The following is an 18,670-nucleotide window of genomic DNA, read 5'->3' as shown; positions in this document are numbered from 1 at the left end:
TTTTAATTTATCATGCTTAAAAAATAATATTATCACTAATTTTCCTTAGTTTTTTTGTGGAAATATCTAATGATTAATTATGAAGGATGAATAATTTAATTACTCTCATTAATGAGGTACTGATAGAAAGGAGGCTGTTGCTGTTTTATGCAAAATAATAGAAAAAGAAACGTAATTAAAGAAAGAATTAGACAAGAAAAAGAACGACGTGAGCGATTACTAGCAGAGGAAGAAGAACAATATGAGGATGTCTACAAAGATCCAATAAATGAGCAAATACAACAAGAGCATTCAGAACAGCCGCGGAACCAACGTGAAGAAAGTGTAAATGTAAATTTACCAAAAAATGAACCTTCAAATAGTAACCCAGCTCTTGCTTGGATCACTACAATTCAAAAACAGGCAGGCACTTCTGAAAATGATTTAAAAATAGAAGAAGCACGGGAACGTGAAGAAGAAGCACGTAGAAAGGCCGAAGAAGAAGCAAGAAAACAAGCAGGAGCAGAAGCGCGTAGAAAAGCAGAGGAAGAAGCAAGAAAACGTGAAGAAGTGGAAGCACGTAGAAAGGCCGAAGAAGAAGCAAGAAAACGTGAAGAAGTGGAAGTACGTAAAAAGGCCGAAGAAGAAGCAAGAAAACGTGAAGAAGTGGAAGCGCGTAGAGAAGCAGAGGAAGAAGCAAGGGAACGTGAAGAAGTGGAAGCACGTAGAAAGGCCGAAGAAGAAGCAAGAAAACGTGAAGAAGTGGAAGCACGTAAAAAGACCGAAGAAGAAGCAAGAAAACGAGCAGAAGCGGAAACGCGTAGAAGGGCCGAAGAAGAAGCAAGAAAAGAAGCAGAAGCACGACGGAAGGAAGAAGAGAAAAAACTTGAAGAAGTAAGAAAAAGAAGATTAGAGGAAGAAAAGAAAATAAAAGAAGCACAAAAGAGACAAAAAATAGCTGTGGTGAAAAGGGAGCCCGATAGTGATGAAATTAATTTAAATAATGAAAGAAATCTACCAAATGAACCTAAATTTGAACAAGAAGAGAAAGTCGCAATCGATAAAAAAGGAATCTTAAATAATATGAAAAAATTAAAGTACGCTATTATAGGAATCGCATCAATTGTTTTATTAGTAGTAGCAGGTTTTGCCTTTAGCAATATGAAAAATTCACAGGCTGCATCTGCAAATAATGTAAATAGTTTAGAAGTTAATGCGAATTTAATAAATGGGTTAAGATTATCTGCAGTTCAAAAATATCAAGATGCTGCCTTGGAATTTGATAAAGTCGATTATAAAAAGTTAGGAAAAGAAGATAAAAAGGCAGTTTTATTTACGTATCTATTAAGCGGTAAAGCACAAAAAGCAATTGACTTAGAACAAGATTTTGCAGAATCAGTAGTTTCATATTATATAGCTGTAGATAATTTGAAAAAAGTAAAAGAATTAAAAACAAAAAATCCACTAATTAATTTTGAAATTGCTGCATTAGATAACAAACATGAAGAAGTTATCAATTTAAGAGATCAAGTGCCACTAGATGGCAGAAGAGAAGGAATTATTGTTAATAGTTATTTGAAATTAAATAAATCTGAGGAAGCTAAAAAATTTGCTCAAAAGGTTGGAAATAAGGATTTACTCGAAAAAATTAATAATTCTACACCTAATAGTTCTGCTACTTCTGTAGCAACTATAAGTGCAGGTTAGGTAATGAGGAGGAATTGATTGTGCCTTTAGATTATTCGAAAATTTTAAAGAAAGTGTTACTTACGACTACTGTAACTACCTTAAGTGTTGGGGTAGTTACAGGCTGCTCGCTGTTTTCTTCTGAAAAAAAGAGCACTAAAACAGCATCAGTATCTAAAAAGAAAAAGGATAGTGAAAAAGAAAAGAAAAAAGATGAGAAGAAAGATGAAAGTAAGAATGAAACGAATGAAAATCTAAATACTAATGATTTTGATGAAATCATTGATAATGCAAAACGTAGCTCTGATCAAAATTTAGCCGGTATCATTGAAAATAACAAAACCAAAAAGAAATTTGATGACTTAACAGATTCAATTGCAACCGCCGCTATAAATTCAGATCGAAACCTAGCTTCAGTTATTGACGGTAATAAATCAAGTAATCGTTTTTCTGATGTAAATAATTCAATAGTATCAGCAACAAACAATCCTTCTGTCTCGGATAATAAGGATAGTAAGAACTTTGTATTTGGTGGCGATCAAAATATTAATGACGGTGTAGCTATTGCAGATAACTCAATACCTCTAATTAATAATGATAAAAAACCACCAACTTCTGGTGACACAAATGGCGGGGAAGTGAAACCGCTAACTGGTGGTGAAGGTAATAATAGAGGTAGCACAAAACCACCAACGAGCGGAGATGGTAACGATGGTGGAGGCGGTACAAAACCACCAACAGGCGGAGATGGTAATGATGGTGGTACAACAAAACCAGAAAAGGATACAGTGGCACCAGTAATTACAGCAAAGCAAGGTATAACTGTATATGTAGGAGATAGCTTAAGCGCAGGAGATTTAGTAGAAGTAAAAGATAATAAAGATCCAAACCCAGTGGTAACAATGGGAGCGTACGATACAAGTAAGGCAGGGGAAATTCAAGTAACAGTAACGGCAACAGATGCATCAGGAAATAGCTCAAGTACAACAGTAACTGTCAACGTAGTCAAGAAAGAAGAAGAAAAGGATACAGAAGCACCAGTAATTACATCGAAACAAGGTGTAACTGTACATGTAGGAGATAGCTTAAATGCAGGAGATTTGGTAGAGGTAAGAGATAATAAAGATCCAAACCCAGTAGTAACAGTGGGAGCGTATGATACAAGTAAGGCAGGAGAAATTCAAGTAACAGTAATGGCAACAGATGCATCAGGAAATAGCTCAAGTACAACAGTAACTGTTAACGTAGTAGAAAAAGAAGAGGAAAAAGATACAGAAGCACCAGTAATTACAGCAAAACAAGATGTAACTGTACATGTAGGAGATAGCTTAAATGCAGGTGATTTAGTAGAAGTAAAAGATAATAAAGATCCAAACCCAGTGGTAACAGTGGGAGTGTACGATACAAGTAAACCAGGTACAATATCAATTCAAGTAACGGCAACTGATAATGCGGGTAACAGCTCAACTGTAACGGTAACAGTAAAAGTAGTAGAAAAGGAAGAGGAGAAGGATACGGAAGCACCAGTAATAACAGCGAAACAAGTTGTAACCGTACATGTGGGAGATAAATTAAGTCCAGGAAGTTTAGTGAGTGTAAAAGATAATAAAGATCCAAATCCAGTAGTAACAGTAGGAGCGTATGATACAAGTAAGCCAGGCACAATATCAGTTCAAGTAACGGCAACCGATAAGGTAGGAAATAGCTCAACTGAAACAGTAAATGTGGTAGTTCTTGAGAAAGAAAAACCAGAGCAGAAACCAGAACAAAAGCCAGAACAGAAAACTGCAGGAACAACTTCTAAAGAGCAGGATAATGGATTACTTGCATCAAATTCTAATGATGTAGCTAAATAAGATTTTAGCGGAAATTTATAATAGCGTAGATTTTAGAAGGTTCATCTATAAGTTTTTTTATCAGTCGAACTTAACTAGTCAAAATCATATTGTAAAAAGGTCCGACTGTCCTACAGTTGGACCTTTTTTATATGTTTAATTAATTGTATTAAAATTTCATAAATTTATTTAATGGTTTATAGCGTAAAATTAACTTACCTTCAATATCATTCAAAGATATAAATCCTATTTCTTTAAATCTACTGTCTAAGCTTTCTTCACGATTATCTCCTAATACAAAAATTGTATCATTCGGAACCCTATCGAAACCGTAAATACTTTTTAATGAAAAATCAACTGTTATACCTTTTGAGTATAGATCTTTTACCACAAGTCCATTTATATAAAGCTGCTGTGATTTATATTCTATTGTATCTCCAGGTAAACCAATTACTCTTTTTATAATGGTTTTATTATTTGAAGTGCTTTCTAGCGGGGAATTAACAACAACTATATCAAATCTTTGCAGATCTTCTATTGAACGAGTGAAGTGATTAATTAAAACCTTGTCATTATTAAATAAAGAGTTTTCCATAGAAACTCCAGAAACCTTATATGAAAAAAAAACGAACTGTCTTAGTAAAAGTAAGGCAACGCCAATAATAAATATTAATATTGGAAAAACAGAAATTAGGCGCTTTTTCAATTTAAGATCAAACTCCATTCTAAAGGTTTATAATATTTATCATAACATAGAATTAATAGATTAAATATTCTGATAATTATTGTTTTTATAGCTGTAATTTGTTAAAATTAAGTGTAACTTTTTTTAATTTCAATTTTTTTATATCTATAACTACTATAGCCCTTTCGGGGTTTCGATTTTCAAAGATAGTTTAAGTTTCTTACTTTTACTTTCTTTTTAAATATAACTCCGAAAAGGGCTTTTTTGCGTTTTTTGGAGAACATCACATTGTGAAAGGAAGAAGATTTTATGAAGATTAAAATATTATTTTTAGTGTTAGGCGTTTTAGCTATGACGTTTGTTTTTTATAACACCTTTATAAAGGATGAACCTCAAACAGATGCCTTAACTCCAATCAAAGTAGAAGGTTTGAAACAAAAAATTCAATACAATTATTTGTTTGAAGATGAATTATCACAAAATGTGATTAATGACTTAGGAGGGCAATTCAAATTAATATTTGATGATATTGATAGGGATGGTCACCTAACCATTTATCAAAACAAAAAAGAACTAGAAATATTTTTAGGAGATCATGTAACTACTGCAGAATTAGCTGATGAATTTATATCACACTACTTTAGTACAAATAAGAATTACAAAGTTACTTATATAAGTAAATCAAGTCTATTTAATTATGAAAAACCAAGAACTGTTACAAAAGTAAAAAAAGGACTGTTTTTGGTAAAACAAAACAATTTAATTCTGGAATTTAAATATGTACCAGAAATAGATGGATTTCGAATTTCTGAGATTACATATTTAAAATAAAAAAATATTTGGGGGGGATTTATTATGTTGCAAATTAGAACTGTTATTGCTGATGCATTAAGAATTGATGAAGAAGTGAATGGCTTTTTGAAATATTGTGCTAATTACGAGAAAATAGTTAAAAAAATAACACCAAGCGGGTTCGTGGAACGTGAACAAGACCAACCGCTTTTGGTTATGGTAATTGAATATGAAGAAAAATTTAACTGTAGTTATGAAAAAGACAAGGATTAATTCCTTGTCTTTAATATTTTCTAAGAGGGGTGGATATATCTACCCTACTTAGAAAATATTAAAAAAGTGGCTGTTACAATGGTACCTATTGATTTAGCGGAAGTTCTAAAGTTTATACGTAAAGAGTCATTCTCAGTTAAAGAATTATTGAATAGAACTTTCAAATTGAATCAATAGTCGCAGCTACAGATTATAGGAGACCTGAATCGTTTAAAAATTATACTAATTTAGGCGAAATCACAGGAACTAGGATAATAAATTTATGTAATTTTAATTTGATAATTTCAGAAAGTTAGATTATGAAATTAATTTTCTGAATTGAAAGATAAAAGTGGCTCGTTGTGATATAATTTAGTTGCATTTTTTTCTTTTTCTTTTTTATATCACTAACTACTTATAACCTTTCGGGTTAATGAAATTACACAAAAAGGAACTTTATGTTACTTTATTTCATTGTGTAAACAATTCATTTTCCTGGAAGGTTATTTGTTTTTGCCTGAAAGGGGTGATGCTGTGTCATAGCAACTAATTATTAAATAGAAACTGCTGCTGCAATGTCAAAAGTTTTTCGAAAAGGGGTGCATATTATGTTGGTTACAGTAATTGTGTCAGTTGTGGCTGGTATGGTCTCAGGATTGGCTAGTCATTACATCACAAACAAAAAGTTTTTGTTGCCTCGTAAGAAAAAGCTTGCATTTCACCCGGGTTTCTTGGGAGAGATGTTTGTAGGAAGTATTGCTTCACTCGTTGGTGTTGCAATGTTTAACCCTGAAACAATGATGGATATTCTTAAGGTGAGTATTCTTGCTGGGATTTCAGGGCAAGCTTTCCTGCTGCACAATCGCTTGGCGACGGAACAAGTAAAAACTGACGAGCTTCAGTCTATTTCAAAGAAATTGAACGAACTGGAAAAAAAGAATAAGGAATAATAGAGGAGTAATCTGGTATAAATAGAAATAGAGAGATGAGGAGATTTGGTTATGTAACGGCCAAATAAAGTGAGTTGAGTTGAGGTGAGCCCGATGTCTCGAAAGGAAGTTTTTGATTATCTAGATGATCAAGAAAAGGAAGATTTAGCAGAATGGACAGAAGAGCTTAAGAATGCTCAATCTACGAAAGCAGTTAAACTTTATTCAAGTAAGATAAAGGAACTGCTAGGAAAGATTGAACAACGAATGATTAATTCAGGAGAGGAAGCAGCGACAGTTAGCTTCTAATTGAATAGCAAGAAATAGAAAAGCTGATGGAGGTTTTATCCATCAGCTTTTCTTTATTATAAAAAAATTTCTAAGAAAACAGAGAAGATGGTTGATTTGCTTTGTTATTAAAAAAATTATGAGGAGTGTTTACAATGAGTACAGATTTATTACAAGAATTATTAGAGGTTGATCAAAAAGAAAGAGAACAAGAAAGAGTTCATTTAATCCAAAACTTTTTCAATTTAGGTGTTTCAGTTGAAATCATAGCGGAAACAACTTCAGTAAGTGTAGAGGATATAAAAAGGATTGTTAATAGTTAAATAATAAATGTATAAAGTTAAAAATATAATAACCATCTATCGTATATCAGATAGATGGTTATTAAAATTGTTTTAAAAGTTCCATCAATAATTACTAAAATAAGGTAAAATGGGTAGAGATGGAGAGGCTAGAGATAAGGTTAGTGAAGGGGGATCTGTATTCGATATGTTAAAAGATGAAATTATTTTGGATAAGTTACAGCAATTTGTTTCTGGGGAATCTATACAACGCCAAAGTATGAAGAGTAGCCTTGCTGATTTTATACTATCATCTGGTGAAACGTCGAAAGCTACAAATTGGATAGTTAGCTATATTGAGAGCTTATGTCATGACAAGCATGATAAGGGTGTTTACACTCAAATGAACAATCCTGAATTAATTGCTGATTTGTTAGAAGTGGCTTATGAAAGTCTGAGTAGGGACGCTGATCTACAACCATACGTTACGAAAATCGCACGATTATTGTATATTGACAAGAAGGAACGAGATAAGTTAAATTCTGAACGATATGTTCAGTACTGGGCAGCTGTAATGTTGGATGGATTAATTTCGTTAAACGTTTCGTTGCCACCGGAAGTAGTAGAACTGATGTTATCGAATTATTATAGACAAGATATACCGACAAATGAGTTCATTTGTAGTATATGGAGGAGATTGGCTGAAAGAGGCATTAATATATCCAATCATATAAGTTCACTTGTCATAAATGTTAATAACCACGAATCATCTACTCTCACTAATAATAGTATACTAGCTTTATGGGCATGCATTCGCAGGGGATTTTTTGATACACCTATCCCTGATAGTAATCAAACTTACCACGTATGGCTTTGGCATATGACTACAAGCTGTGTAGGTAAACTTAAGAAAACATACGAGGAACCTATCCGCTCAGTGGCAGTTGGCTGTCTTCTTGAAACTGCAAGGATATACCCGGAGACTCAATCTTTGATTCTAGAGTGCATGGATAAATGGGGAATTGCAGAACCAAAGCGTCCACGTAGTGATTTTCAACGAGATTTAAAAGAGCTTTTTTCACGTTGCAAAAATCATCCGGGCATAAATTGCTTACCAGAGAATTATGTTATTACTAAAAGAGGAATCATGTCGAGATCTAAATCTAACTCATAATTCAAATAACGTAAGGATTGTACGAATCAAGTTTGGTTCTTGTATTACTTACATTCATTTAAGAAGCCTAATGTAAGTAAGCATTTATTTTAAGTTGTAAGCGATAGTAGAGTTTTAGTTTTGCAAAGATGGTGGGGAAATGGAAGAGAAAAACATAAAAAGTAAGAAGTATTATAGAATTGCTTTTCTTGTATCAACAAGTTACATTTGGTTTTTGATTTTAGCAGCATACAGTATAGGTATTCCGCGATATATCGAGTTACTCGGGGGGATTTTTCTAATTACAGCCTTTACATTTTACTTTTCAGTACCTATTTTTTATATCGCTTTGCCTTTAGTATATATTCGTGTTGTGCTTGCCTGTTTCCGTATATATACTACAGAGCGAATGTTGGCTTATTATGCACTTTCTTGTATCGTTTTAGGGATTGCTTTATTTGTTCCTTTAGCAATGTATCATTTTTATGAGGAGAACTACATTTTCGCGAAACAGGTCCAGGAACAACGTGTTGAAGAAAAAGTAAAACATGAGGTTGAAAAAACTAATGGTCCTATAAAGATTACATATGTGACAAAGGAAAGTAGGATGCAAGCGAATGAAGGTACAGGAAGTCCGGAATATTCCAAAATAAATATTCATTTTGAGTTAGCTAGCTGTGATGCACAAAATGAAGGAAAGAGCGGATTTTCATGCAAATCCTCTGTCGAAGCGTACTACAAAGATAAAAAGTGGCTGGTAGATTATAATTCGGAAGAAAATACAAGAGCTCTAAATCTATCTAAAGATAACCAACATGCCGTAGAATTAGAAAAGCAGTTGGCTCTTACACCAGAGGAAGAAATGAATATCCGTAATATTTCCGAATTGAAAGCGATTCAGTATATGAAAAATGAATATAACTTCGATTTAACAATTGTTGAAAAAGCCTTTGACAAGCATACGAGTTCCTATAAAAAAGAAAATAGACCATCAAATGCGATTCATGCCCTAACGATTGAAGGATATGTAAATACAGATGCTCAAAAGAATGTCACAGTTAGGGTAGAATACAATCCCATTACAATGAAATATTGGACTCATATCACTGAAATGAGTGATGAAGCTAAAAAGTAGATAAACAACTTTTTACAGAGTTTGGAAATGTAATTAGGGACATGGCCAGCAATATTACTCCAATTCTTTAGGCGAGTTGGCATATTACAATTCATGTCTCTGGTTGATCATTGGGGTATTGATATAGCAGCCATTAGGGGTCACCATACATATCCATCAAGCTAAAATTTTGATGTCCCCAAAAACAAAAAATTTATCTTTTCACAGTTAGTTGTCTATGAGAATTGAGTTTGTTTTTTTGTTTTTAGATATTTGCGTTTCTTAGCTTGATGGCAATGTGGTTCTACTCCTTATAAAGGTTACAAAAATCTTTCAAATAGCTCTAACTTGCACAATGCTTCCCGTTAATATAATACGCTGATTCTGTGAAAACCGTAAATACAACCTCTACTTCTGGAAGTCCTAAATCCATTATATATGTAGTAATGGCCTTGGCAAATCGATCACGAATTTCCTGTCCACGCTCAAACCATTTCACTTCAATAAGAGGAAACGCTTCTATTTCTACTCCATTGAATACAAACGTAGAACTTGGTAGTTCCAACGTAAAATTATTCGTACCACACTCACAAATCTCTGCAAGCTCTTCTATTAATGGCTTGCTAATGCTTTTTAATTGTTCAATAGTAATTCCACGAAACACAACATGCGGCATGTGAATCCCTCCGTTAGATAGCTTTATATTTGCTCACATCATAACACAATTCATTTTGCTGCACTAACATCTATTGGTACATATCAATGACATTCTTAAGAATAATCATATGTTATTGAAGTAATACATGTATTGTAACTATTTAAAACATTTGAGAGCTCGGTAATTGGGTAAATATAAAAAGTCTTATTATTCTCCCTGTAAGGAGGCATGAAGGGGAGGCCTCTATTAGGAAAGGGATGGTGCGCTTATATATTTTAAAAAGAAAAGACACCCAGGGGGTGCCTTTCGCCGACTTGGACTATCCTGTATTAATATCGTTCCAATTAATACATTAAATTATAAAAAATAATACGTTATAATTCCATGTACCCTAGTTGATATAATATATAAGGAAATTATTGATTAATTAATAACGCACATATATTAGGGAGATACATAAGTTATGATAGATATAATCCTGTCATTCTTTTTACTAGTTATATATTCTATTCGCTATCTATTTTCAACAGGTGAAAATAGGAAACAGGCAAAAGCCGATTTAAAAGAATTTTGGACTGATAGTGAGGGGCAAATGCTATTAGGTGCTGCTACGGGACTTGTAATTTCTGTGATGATTTTTGGTTATTTGCTTATGAATCAATAGATGTTCAATCAAGAAGAAAGTATTAGAGAAAACAAGATACTGAATAATATACATAAGAACCTCACCATTGGATGTTGAGGTTTTTTAATGTACAAAAGAAAAGACACCCAAAGGTGCCTTCCTCCGACTTGAACTATCCTGTATAAATGCCGTTTTGATTAATAAATTAAATTATAAAGATAATTTATTATATTCCCGTGTACCCTAGCTGATATAATGAATAAGGATATTATTGGTTAATTAATAGTGCATATATATTTGAGAGGGGACATAAGTCATGGTATTTATAATAGTGTTATTTTTCATATTTATAATCTCTATTATTCTTTCATTATTTTCAAAAGGTGAAACTCAGCAAGAAGCAAAAGAAGTTGTAAATGACATTGTTACCGGTCCTAATGGGAAAACACTCTTAATCGTTGCTGTGGTATTTGTAATCGGAGGGGTATTTATTGTTGGGAGTATTATAAATAATGACTATGAACCAAATACACATCCAAGTATACGAGACGATCGTGATCCTTTAGGATGTGCTCATTATGGTGGCGAATGGGACACTGGCGGTCTTTTTGGAGAAGCTAAATGTGTTTATAATAAAATTGATGAATCGGATAATAGGTAGTATATAAAGGTCTTATCTTTTTTATAGGAAGATAAGGCTTTTTTATGCATAAAGAAAAGACACCCTAAATTGTCTTCCTCCGACCTGATAACTACATTTTATGATTTCATTTTCTTTATTACATACCTTGCTGCAGGCACAGGAGAAGTTAATGCTAGAATGTAGAGTTTTGCTTTTTCTTGGTTATTTACAGCGTTTTGAATGTATACTTTTTTATCATTTTTGATGATATCAAGGGAATTGGTTTGGGGCGCAATGTTCTAGAGGATTTGAAAGTAAACTAATATTCAAAAGTTTACTTTCAGGAATAACAAAAAAGAGTCCTATATTAAGAGGACTTTTTTTCTATTTCCCTTATTTTTTTCCGCAACTGTTTGCCAAGTGAACATGCTCATTAAAAATTTTGTTGTTAATTTGTTTTTCATATTTTTTTAATGTTTCATTTATTTTACTACCAGTTTTACTTTCGAAACTTCTCTCTAGTTCTGATGCTATATCTCTTGTATTTGTTTGTAAATCGTGAAATATCCCTATGTTTTTTTGAAGAGCATATGTATCTTCTTTTATAATATCTATTGATTTAAACTCTACCTCTGTTTTTAACATCATACGCTGCATTTCTTTTTCAATTTGTTTTTTAGCAGCTTGTAATTCATCAACAACCTGATTTGCTAAATCTCCTGCAGCACTTTCGATTTGCTTTTCTATCTTTTTAATTTCCCCCATAAAATCCATCATATAATTATCTCCTTATCTAAACTGAAAATTCCCTGCTAATTGATTGTCTTTATCTCTTAGTGAATTTGCTGCATCACTAATATCATCTCCGAATCGGCTTAAACTCTTTTGTTCTTTTTTTAAAAGATGGATTAATTCTTCTGCTAGGTTTGCGTCATGAAAATAGTCATTTCCACCTTTTTTAATTTTAGCAATTTGTGAGATGGCTTCATCTACTTCGTGTTCTTCTAATAAATGATATCTTCCACCTGGCCCTGTTTCATGTTTTAATTGATTTTTTAACTTTTGAACTGCTTCAGCTTCGTTTCTTTGAAACTCTTCTATATTTTTTGCGATATCTGATAATCGATTGCTGAGTGTTTGAATTTTTTTTGCTTGTCTTATAATGTCTTCAGGTTCTAATTTTAATATGGGACTTCCATTTGAATGAAAGGATCCCCTGAATGTATCTCTGCCGTGTCCTTCCATAGTTAAACGTGTAAAAAATCCTTCTTTTGTATCATTCTGTCTTACTGTAAATTGCTTACCAATTAGAGGTGCACCGAATTGAGTATGGTTACCAATTGGGTCATTCTCATGTGTATAATCTGTAGCCTTATTTTCCATTTCCCCTTTATCTACTCGTTTTTTTGCTTCAGGACTTAGTATACGATAGGGATTCGGTGCAGCCCATGTAGTTGCATAACAATCTAATTCTGCAGCGATAAGGTCTGCTTCTGCACCACCTTTACTATGTCCAGTGGTATGAAGAGAAGAAGGGTTATATTTTGCTACGATGTCATTTTTTGCCCATTTTAATCCAGTATCAAATGATGTTTCAGAATCAGGTTTTATAGTTTGACTGTTACTTGGAGTAATTACTTTAGAATGTGTTTTAATTCCAAACGTAATCTGATCGATATCTGTTTCGAAATCTGCTAATTGGTTAGGCTCTGTCCCACGAAATGCTAGGATTATTTCATCATAATGTGTTGCATTTTCATCATATTTGTTTGCTGGTACTACTGCGATAGCTTCTAATCCATTTTTTACTTTTTGATAATCTGCATCTATTGATTCTATAACTATCCAAGTTTTTCCATCAACACCTTCTATTTCTGTACCTTTTTTTAAAACTTCGTCATCATAAACATGATCTGCTAATTTGAAATAATCTTCATCTGTCGCAATTGTGTTCTTTTTAAACTCACTCATATGTTCCAACTCATTTCATGGTATATTTTAACTATATTCAAATACAAGGGGATTTTAAATGAAAAAGAAATTGGTAATTATTTTATCCATTATTTGTATTATAGCAGGAGGATATTTTACTATGGAATACTTAAAACAAAAAGAAAAAGAAGAAAAGTTTTGGAAGGCACAAGAGGCACGAGTAGAAAAGTATATTCATTACAATATTCAAGATGTAAAATCGATTACATTTAAAGAACACAGTGTAAGTCCAATGGGTGTTCCCAGATTAAAAGGTTATATAAACAATAATGAAGAATTGTATTTTATAGCTTATATTAGTACTACAGAAAATTTCGAAGATGATTTCACACGTTCTGGAGAACTTGGAAAACTAATAAAAAACCCTAAAAAATCAGTATCTGAAATTGAAAAGGAGGAGAAAGAAAAACAACAAGAGTAGTCTTTGTACTACTCTTTTCTTCTCTGTCTCATTTTAAGAAGAATCCATTGGTAGGTTTTTTATAAGGAGATTTTCTAATGAAGAAAGTAATGATTTTGGTTGTATCTGCTGTGGTGATCATAGCAGGAGGGTATTTTACAATGGAATACTTAAAACAAAAAGAAAAAGAAGAACAATTTTGGAAACGACAAGGAGCACGAGTAGAAAAGTATATTCATCATAATGTTAAAAACGTGAAATCTATCACATTTACAGAACATAAAGTAAATCCAATGGGTATTCCTTATATAAAAGGATATATAAATGATGATAAGGAATTGTGGTTTAATGCTAGTATTAGTACTACAAAGGACTTTGAAAGTAAATTTGGATGTTCTGGAGAACTATATGATAACTACATGAAAAAACCAGCAAAGTCCGTATCTGAAATTGAAAAAGAAGAGAAGAAAAAGAAACAAGAGTAGTCTTTGCACTATTCTTGTCTTCTCTATCCCATTTTAAGAAGAATACATTGGTAGGCTTTTTATAAGGAGATTTCCAATGAAGAAAGTAATGATTTTGGTTGTATCTGCTGTGGTGATCATAGCAGGAGGGTATTTTACAATGGAATACTTAAAACAAAAAGAAAAAGAAGAAAGGTTTTGGAAAGTACAAGAGGCAAGAATAGAAAAGTATATTCATTATAATATTCAAGATGTAAAATCTATTACGTTTATAGAACATAAAATAAGCCCTATGGGAGTTCCTCACATAAAAGGATATATAAATGATAATCGAGAATTATGGTTTGATGCTGGTCTTGATGATAATGATACTTTTGAAAGAAAATTGGGGCGTTCTGGGGAACTTGGAAAACTTATAAAAGACCCTGAAAAGTCGGTATCTGAAATTGAAAAAGAAGAGAAGGAAAAGAAACAAGAGTAGTCTTTGTGATTACTCTTGTTTTTTATTATAGGAAAAATAAAATATTTGTAAGTTTTTAACAATGCATTATAATATATTTAGTAAAATTAACCAAATGCGCATTTTACTCATTATGTACTAAAGGGGAGATAAAAATGGCTGGACAAATTCGTATGTCACCAGAGGAGCTTAAATCGAAAGCGACTCGATATGGACAAAGTGCAAATCAAATTGAGGACATTTTACGTCAACTACAAAACTTACAAAATGAATTAAGAGGAGAATGGGAAGGCCGTGCATTTGAAGGTTTTGACCAACAGTTCAATGAATTAAAGCCAAAAGTACAAAACTTTGCACAGCTATTACAAGAAATTAATATGCAGCTTAATAAAACTGCAGAGGCTGTTGCTTCTCATGATGAAGAATTATCACGTAATTTCGGTTTGAAATAAGAAATGTTGTAATTTCTACATGTAATTCTTGGAAAATGATAGAAAGTAGACTAGTATTCAAAAGTTTACATTCGAAGATACATAATAAAAAAACAGTAGTGAATTTTATACACTACTGTTTTTTTATTGTTTCTTGCAAGTGAATTATTTATATTCCTGTCTATATAATTTAAACGAATAAATAGCTCCAATAAAAAATACAAAACCTTCAAATAATATGAAGATTTGACGGGAATTCTCAATATCTTTACCAACTAAAGAAATAAATATGCAATTCATTAGAATTTGAGTAGTAAACATACAAGAAATAATTTTAAAATAAATAGGATTTGTTCTTTCATCTCGTTTACCAATTTTTTTGTAAATAATAATAAGTGCAATTACTGAACCAAAAAATAGAAGTGCTGTAAGTCCTACAACGATATTGAAATTGCCTGTACTTTCTAACATCCATTTATTTAATAAGTCAATCATTATTATCTTCCTTTCCTACATAAGAGAATATTTCGTTCTTCTTTTTCACTATAATAAAAAAAGAAAAAGGAAAACATCGAACTTTCTTACAAACATTCGTGTATTCTTACAGTTTTGTCATTTTGCAAATGTATTCATCACCTTGTCTTTCACTTTTTTCTTTGGAAAACATAGTGAATTACGAGAAAGAGCGCTACAAGATCAACTTCTAAGAAGTAGTGCACTAAACCTCTTAATTAATGCAATTAGTTTGTTTTAAAGTAGTAAGTGGACAATACTTCTTAGTTGTAGAAAGTATCGAGATCCCTGTGCCAATTCCAGCGTTTGCTGCAGCTCTATTAATTGGTTAAGGAACTCCAAACAGCCCTACATTTCAATTGATAAGCCCTCAAGTGTATGAATGCTTGGGGGGTTTTTATAATAAAGAAAAGGCGCACTAAGGTGCCTACCTTCGACTTGAACTATCAAAACTTGAAATTTTTACATTTTTATAGAAATTATTAGGATAATACCTCCGATTTTTATGTTAAGCTATTTGAGCTAGTATTTGTATCAATATTAGGGAGATGAATAGTATGTTGGGCGATTTCAATATGAATTCTAGTAATTATGAAAGTGGTGCTGAAATCTTAGAATTATTAGGCAGTTTAAGTCGTTTATTAATTGTACGTGAATTGATTGTAAGTGGGACCTTGACAGTTTCCCAGTTGAACGCTGCGACGCATATTTCGGAACCTATGATTTTACAACATTTACGCAAACTAACTAAAGGTAATATGGTAATGATCGAGCGCAAGGGTACAAAGCTTTATTGTAGGGTAGAAAATAAGAAGGTCATTGATATTATCGATTTATTGGGATTATCATATTAAGTTCTATTCTATGTCTTTTTTGAATTCAAGTACTTTATAAATAAAACAATAACCAGAAGAAAAGACACCCTAAGGTGCCTTCCTCCGACTTGAACCATCTTAATTTTAATAATTTGTATCTCGTAAATATAATTTTACCATATTTATGTATACTGTTTCTTGAGAAATAATAAAAGCACTCTTTCGAGTGCCTTTTACCTATCACAAGCGATCCCATCGCCATCTTTGTCTAATTTACTACTATATCCAGGTTCCCCTTGTTTAATCGGAGCCTTACCGGCTTTTTTCACTTGTGTACAATTTTCATACACTACATTATTTTTTTCTGGTTGTTTTGGTTGTTCCTCTGGCTTACTTTCAGGAGTAGTTTTTGGTTTTGGTTCTTCCTTATAATCCCTTACATCATCAATTACCACTTGATTATTAGATGAATCTATAATTTTAACTACAATCTCATCTTTGTTAGCGATATTGGCTTCTTTTCCATAAGCTCTGAATGCTGTATCTCTATACCTTTCGTATGGTCCAGCAGATGTTTTGAAAGTGGACACAGACAATTCTTTATCGACCTTATCATATTTTGCGTATGAATCTAGATCGAAAGCAAGAGTGATTAGTTTTCCATCTTCACTAATAGATACTGTAGGATTAACACCATCAATTTTCTTATAGGTTTCCGTTAATCTTTTTTGAGTATCATCTTTAAATTTATTAATTTTATCTTGTTTCTTATCAACTGGTTGTTCTACTGGCTTCGGTTCAACTTTCTTTTCTTCCTTTACAGGGGCAGTTTTTGTAGTGACAGCAAGTTTTACTTCTTGTTTCGGTTCTTCTTTCTTTCCGGTAACCGTATTGAATATAGAAACAACAATGACCAGGTAAATTAAAGAAGCGATAGCCATTTTTACTTTATTATCAGATCGGAACCCGAGTACTTTTTGGTACCATTTACGTTCAGTTTTATGTATCTCAATATCTGTATAACTTTTAATTAAGCTTTCTATTTCTTTTCCGGAACCATTTGGAATAAATGTAAATGTATCTTTAATTCCTTTGAATTCAAAGTTGGATTTAATAGCGTAATGATCAATAAATACATCTGTATAGTTACTGAAGTGATGTGTAGATATACTTACTACATCTTTGGCGTCTTTATCGTAAGTAAATGTTTGGATATGTTCTTTTGAAACTGCAGCGTATCCTGTTTTAATCCCCCTAAGAGTAACAGTTACAATAATAGGAGTGATTCCATATTCTTTTTGATACTTAGCAGCTATAGCTTGTTTAGCGAGTTCTAATTCGCTTGGCTGTTTCTCTTTTTTATTTTTTTCCATGATTTTCCTGCCTTTTAAAATGTAAGATTTAATGCAAGCATAAAAAATCCAGTTACAACTATATCGTCATATTTTGTCGAGCGAAAATAAAAAAAGAGAGCCATAACTCTCAATGGGAAAGTGATAAGAATTTACCGATGGATATTAGATAAATCCTCCATTTTTCACCAATGCAAGTAGCAAAGGATGCTCAAACTCAAATTATGCTTAGAATGGACCCAGGGACAGGAATGGGATAATTTTCTGGTTAAGGGTCCGATATAAATAGATTGAATGCGATTGTCTCTTAATGGGGCAATCGTATTCGCTGTTTATAGGGGGATTAACTAAATTTCAAAATATAATCGAAAAAGAGTTAATTGAAGTTGAAAGTAATCTACAAGGAATCTTTAATGCGGCTCATAATGGGGATGCTGAGTCTTATGAAATTCTTTTGAAAATAAAAGAGGCGATCGGTAGCATTTAACGCTATCAATCGCCTGCTATTTTAACTAGTTGTTTTATCATTTCAATAAGTTCTTTTTGTTTATCAGAATTCTTAGATCGGATATCTATCATTACTTGTTCTAAGTCATCCTTAGCTGTTAATTTAGGATTCTTCTCTTCGGATTCACTTAATACATAAGAAACGAATACATTTGCGAGTTTAGCTATATCTAGAGAAGTTTTTCTCAATGGACATTTATATATTTCTTCGTTCTCCCACATAGATACAGCAGATTTACTTTTTAGTCCTAGTGCGTTAATGAATTCAGATTGGCTCATGTTAACACAACAGATTGCAGAAAACGCATCAAAGTTTACATACCTAGACCAAATTCTTCAATCACAAGATACTGTAACAGTCTCACAAGTTGCAGCGGATTACGGATTATCAGCGATGAAGCTTAATAAAATCCTGAAAGAAGAAAAAGTGCAGTACAAAGTGAATAATCAATGGTTACTGTACTCCAAACACCAAAACAGAGGTTATACAAGATCGAAAACGGTTGATGTAGTGCATACGGATGGTAGAAGATCATTGAAAATGAATTCTCGTTGGAAATAAAATATTCATGAAATACTAACGAAAGGTGGAATTATTTCAGAAATGGATAGGGCGGCGATGTAAATGATGGAGGAAAGCACATTATCACTGGTAATCGTGTCGTCAGTAATATGTTTATTGGAATACCTGGTACACCGAATAAATAGATGTCTGGGACAAAAAATGGGATGGTAACAAGATGGTGAATATGAACAAAAGAAAGTCTTGTGGATCATAAGGGATTTAAGAACTAGAGTTGTGCATAACAGCACTGATAAGGTTGAGGTATATCACTC

General features: G+C 32.5%; 24 protein-coding genes and 2 pseudogenes. 19 read left to right on the top strand and 7 right to left on the bottom strand.

Going from position 1 to position 18,670, the window contains the following annotated elements:
* Window positions 1–147: 147 nt before the first annotated feature.
* The gene (locus ACTFRY_RS28135) at window positions 148–1,686 is read left to right on the top strand and encodes a hypothetical protein (protein ID WP_098617057.1); all 1,539 of its coding nucleotides are present in this window, start codon (window positions 148–150) and stop codon (window positions 1,684–1,686) included.
* A gap of 20 nt (window positions 1,687–1,706) precedes the next feature.
* Entirely contained in the window at window positions 1,707–3,521 is a 1,815-nt protein-coding gene (locus ACTFRY_RS28130; protein ID WP_098617056.1) for an adhesin, read from the top strand.
* Window positions 3,522–3,669: 148 nt separating this feature from the next.
* On the opposite strand, the gene lepB is transcribed toward ACTFRY_RS28130, so the two are convergent.
* Window positions 3,670–4,224 carry a signal peptidase I gene (gene lepB / locus ACTFRY_RS28125; protein ID WP_098617055.1) on the bottom strand — a complete coding sequence of 185 codons (555 nt, stop codon included), beginning with the start codon at window positions 4,222–4,224 and terminating at the stop codon, window positions 3,670–3,672.
* 270 nt (window positions 4,225–4,494) lie between these two features.
* Between lepB and ACTFRY_RS28120 the strand changes: the two genes are divergently transcribed.
* The 7 genes from ACTFRY_RS28120 (at window position 4,495) to ACTFRY_RS28090 (ending at window position 9,015) form a co-directional block, all read left to right on the top strand.
* Complete coding sequence (locus ACTFRY_RS28120) at window positions 4,495–5,016, top strand: peptide ABC transporter ATP-binding protein (protein WP_086392563.1); 522 nt, start codon at window positions 4,495–4,497, stop codon at window positions 5,014–5,016.
* A 24-nt stretch (window positions 5,017–5,040) separates the two neighbouring features.
* Complete coding sequence (locus ACTFRY_RS28115; protein WP_098617054.1) at window positions 5,041–5,250, top strand: hypothetical protein; 210 nt, start codon at window positions 5,041–5,043, stop codon at window positions 5,248–5,250.
* Window positions 5,251–5,837: 587 nt separating this feature from the next.
* Entirely contained in the window at window positions 5,838–6,179 is a 342-nt protein-coding gene (locus ACTFRY_RS28110) for a DUF4257 domain-containing protein (RefSeq protein WP_086392561.1), read from the top strand.
* A 93-nt stretch (window positions 6,180–6,272) separates the two neighbouring features.
* On the top strand, window positions 6,273–6,467 hold the full coding sequence (locus ACTFRY_RS28105) for a hypothetical protein (RefSeq protein WP_000087400.1): 195 nt from the start codon (window positions 6,273–6,275) through the stop codon (window positions 6,465–6,467).
* A 134-nt stretch (window positions 6,468–6,601) separates the two neighbouring features.
* Entirely contained in the window at window positions 6,602–6,769 is a 168-nt protein-coding gene (locus tag ACTFRY_RS28100) for a hypothetical protein (RefSeq protein ID WP_176545910.1), read from the top strand.
* A gap of 166 nt (window positions 6,770–6,935) precedes the next feature.
* A complete protein-coding gene (locus ACTFRY_RS28095; protein WP_086392582.1) occupies window positions 6,936–7,901 on the top strand; it encodes a hypothetical protein in 966 nt (321 codons plus the stop codon).
* Between the two features lie 139 nt (window positions 7,902–8,040).
* Entirely contained in the window at window positions 8,041–9,015 is a 975-nt protein-coding gene (locus ACTFRY_RS28090; RefSeq protein WP_098617053.1) for a hypothetical protein, read from the top strand.
* Between the two features lie 322 nt (window positions 9,016–9,337).
* On the opposite strand, the gene ACTFRY_RS28085 is transcribed toward ACTFRY_RS28090, so the two are convergent.
* Entirely contained in the window at window positions 9,338–9,670 is a 333-nt protein-coding gene (locus tag ACTFRY_RS28085) for a DUF1904 family protein (RefSeq protein ID WP_074593307.1), read from the bottom strand.
* A 445-nt stretch (window positions 9,671–10,115) separates the two neighbouring features.
* Between ACTFRY_RS28085 and ACTFRY_RS28080 the strand changes: the two genes are divergently transcribed.
* Together ACTFRY_RS28080 and ACTFRY_RS28075 are read left to right on the top strand one after the other, a co-directional pair.
* On the top strand, window positions 10,116–10,316 hold the full coding sequence (locus ACTFRY_RS28080) for a hypothetical protein (RefSeq protein WP_098617052.1): 201 nt from the start codon (window positions 10,116–10,118) through the stop codon (window positions 10,314–10,316).
* A 277-nt stretch (window positions 10,317–10,593) separates the two neighbouring features.
* Window positions 10,594–10,938 (top strand): hypothetical protein, encoded by a 345-nt coding sequence (locus ACTFRY_RS28075; protein WP_098284972.1) that lies wholly within the window; start codon window positions 10,594–10,596, stop codon window positions 10,936–10,938.
* 354 nt (window positions 10,939–11,292) lie between these two features.
* Here ACTFRY_RS28075 and ACTFRY_RS28070 read toward each other — a convergent pair whose 3' ends face one another.
* The gene (locus tag ACTFRY_RS28070; RefSeq protein WP_074593305.1) at window positions 11,293–11,676 is read right to left on the bottom strand and encodes a hypothetical protein; all 384 of its coding nucleotides are present in this window, start codon (window positions 11,674–11,676) and stop codon (window positions 11,293–11,295) included.
* Window positions 11,677–11,688: 12 nt separating this feature from the next.
* Window positions 11,689–12,870 (bottom strand): cytoplasmic protein, encoded by a 1,182-nt coding sequence (locus tag ACTFRY_RS28065; protein WP_098617051.1) that lies wholly within the window; start codon window positions 12,868–12,870, stop codon window positions 11,689–11,691.
* A gap of 58 nt (window positions 12,871–12,928) precedes the next feature.
* Here ACTFRY_RS28065 and ACTFRY_RS28060 point away from each other — a divergent pair, with 58 nt between their 5' ends.
* The 4 genes from ACTFRY_RS28060 (at window position 12,929) to ACTFRY_RS28045 (ending at window position 14,667) form a co-directional block, all read left to right on the top strand.
* Window positions 12,929–13,312, top strand: coding sequence for a DUF1433 domain-containing protein (locus tag ACTFRY_RS28060; protein ID WP_000728336.1), 384 nt, complete (start codon window positions 12,929–12,931; stop codon window positions 13,310–13,312).
* Between the two features lie 77 nt (window positions 13,313–13,389).
* Entirely contained in the window at window positions 13,390–13,776 is a 387-nt protein-coding gene (locus tag ACTFRY_RS28055; protein ID WP_098617050.1) for a DUF1433 domain-containing protein, read from the top strand.
* A gap of 76 nt (window positions 13,777–13,852) precedes the next feature.
* Window positions 13,853–14,236 (top strand): DUF1433 domain-containing protein, encoded by a 384-nt coding sequence (locus ACTFRY_RS28050; RefSeq protein WP_098617049.1) that lies wholly within the window; start codon window positions 13,853–13,855, stop codon window positions 14,234–14,236.
* A 134-nt stretch (window positions 14,237–14,370) separates the two neighbouring features.
* Window positions 14,371–14,667 (top strand): WXG100 family type VII secretion target, encoded by a 297-nt coding sequence (locus ACTFRY_RS28045; protein ID WP_000918604.1) that lies wholly within the window; start codon window positions 14,371–14,373, stop codon window positions 14,665–14,667.
* A gap of 144 nt (window positions 14,668–14,811) precedes the next feature.
* On the opposite strand, the gene ACTFRY_RS28040 is transcribed toward ACTFRY_RS28045, so the two are convergent.
* Window positions 14,812–15,141: a 6-aminohexanoate hydrolase gene (locus ACTFRY_RS28040; RefSeq protein WP_098617048.1), complete on the bottom strand. Its 330-nt coding sequence runs from the start codon at window positions 15,139–15,141 to the stop codon at window positions 14,812–14,814.
* A 142-nt stretch (window positions 15,142–15,283) separates the two neighbouring features.
* Here ACTFRY_RS28040 and ACTFRY_RS28035 point away from each other — a divergent pair.
* Both ACTFRY_RS28035 and ACTFRY_RS28030 read left to right on the top strand, forming a co-directional pair.
* Window positions 15,284–15,397: pseudogene (locus ACTFRY_RS28035) on the top strand (transposase); the annotation flags it as partial.
* Window positions 15,398–15,716: 319 nt separating this feature from the next.
* The gene (locus tag ACTFRY_RS28030; RefSeq protein ID WP_000900155.1) at window positions 15,717–16,013 is read left to right on the top strand and encodes an ArsR family transcriptional regulator; all 297 of its coding nucleotides are present in this window, start codon (window positions 15,717–15,719) and stop codon (window positions 16,011–16,013) included.
* A gap of 194 nt (window positions 16,014–16,207) precedes the next feature.
* Here the strand turns inward: ACTFRY_RS28030 and ACTFRY_RS28025 are convergent, their stop codons facing one another.
* Entirely contained in the window at window positions 16,208–17,347 is a 1,140-nt protein-coding gene (locus ACTFRY_RS28025; protein ID WP_240853392.1) for an excalibur calcium-binding domain-containing protein, read from the bottom strand.
* A gap of 289 nt (window positions 17,348–17,636) precedes the next feature.
* Between ACTFRY_RS28025 and ACTFRY_RS28020 the strand changes: the two genes are divergently transcribed.
* A complete protein-coding gene (locus tag ACTFRY_RS28020) occupies window positions 17,637–17,813 on the top strand; it encodes a hypothetical protein (RefSeq protein WP_170966146.1) in 177 nt (58 codons plus the stop codon).
* Between the two features lie 5 nt (window positions 17,814–17,818).
* Here ACTFRY_RS28020 and ACTFRY_RS28015 read toward each other — a convergent pair whose 3' ends face one another.
* Window positions 17,819–18,112, bottom strand: coding sequence for a transcriptional regulator (locus tag ACTFRY_RS28015; RefSeq protein WP_074593313.1), 294 nt, complete (start codon window positions 18,110–18,112; stop codon window positions 17,819–17,821).
* Here ACTFRY_RS28015 and ACTFRY_RS28010 point away from each other — a divergent pair.
* Window positions 18,108–18,458: pseudogene (locus ACTFRY_RS28010) on the top strand (phage antirepressor KilAC domain-containing protein); the annotation flags it as partial. The gene ACTFRY_RS28015 and the pseudogene ACTFRY_RS28010 sit on opposite strands and share 5 nt — an antisense overlap.
* Between the last annotated feature and the right edge of the window lie 212 nt (window positions 18,459–18,670).

It is taken from the genome of Bacillus cereus group sp. MYBK195-1, assembly GCF_051916605.1.
Lineage (GTDB): Bacteria > Bacillota > Bacilli > Bacillales > Bacillaceae_G > Bacillus_A > Bacillus_A cereus.
This window is presented reverse-complemented; position numbering and strand designations above follow the sequence as displayed.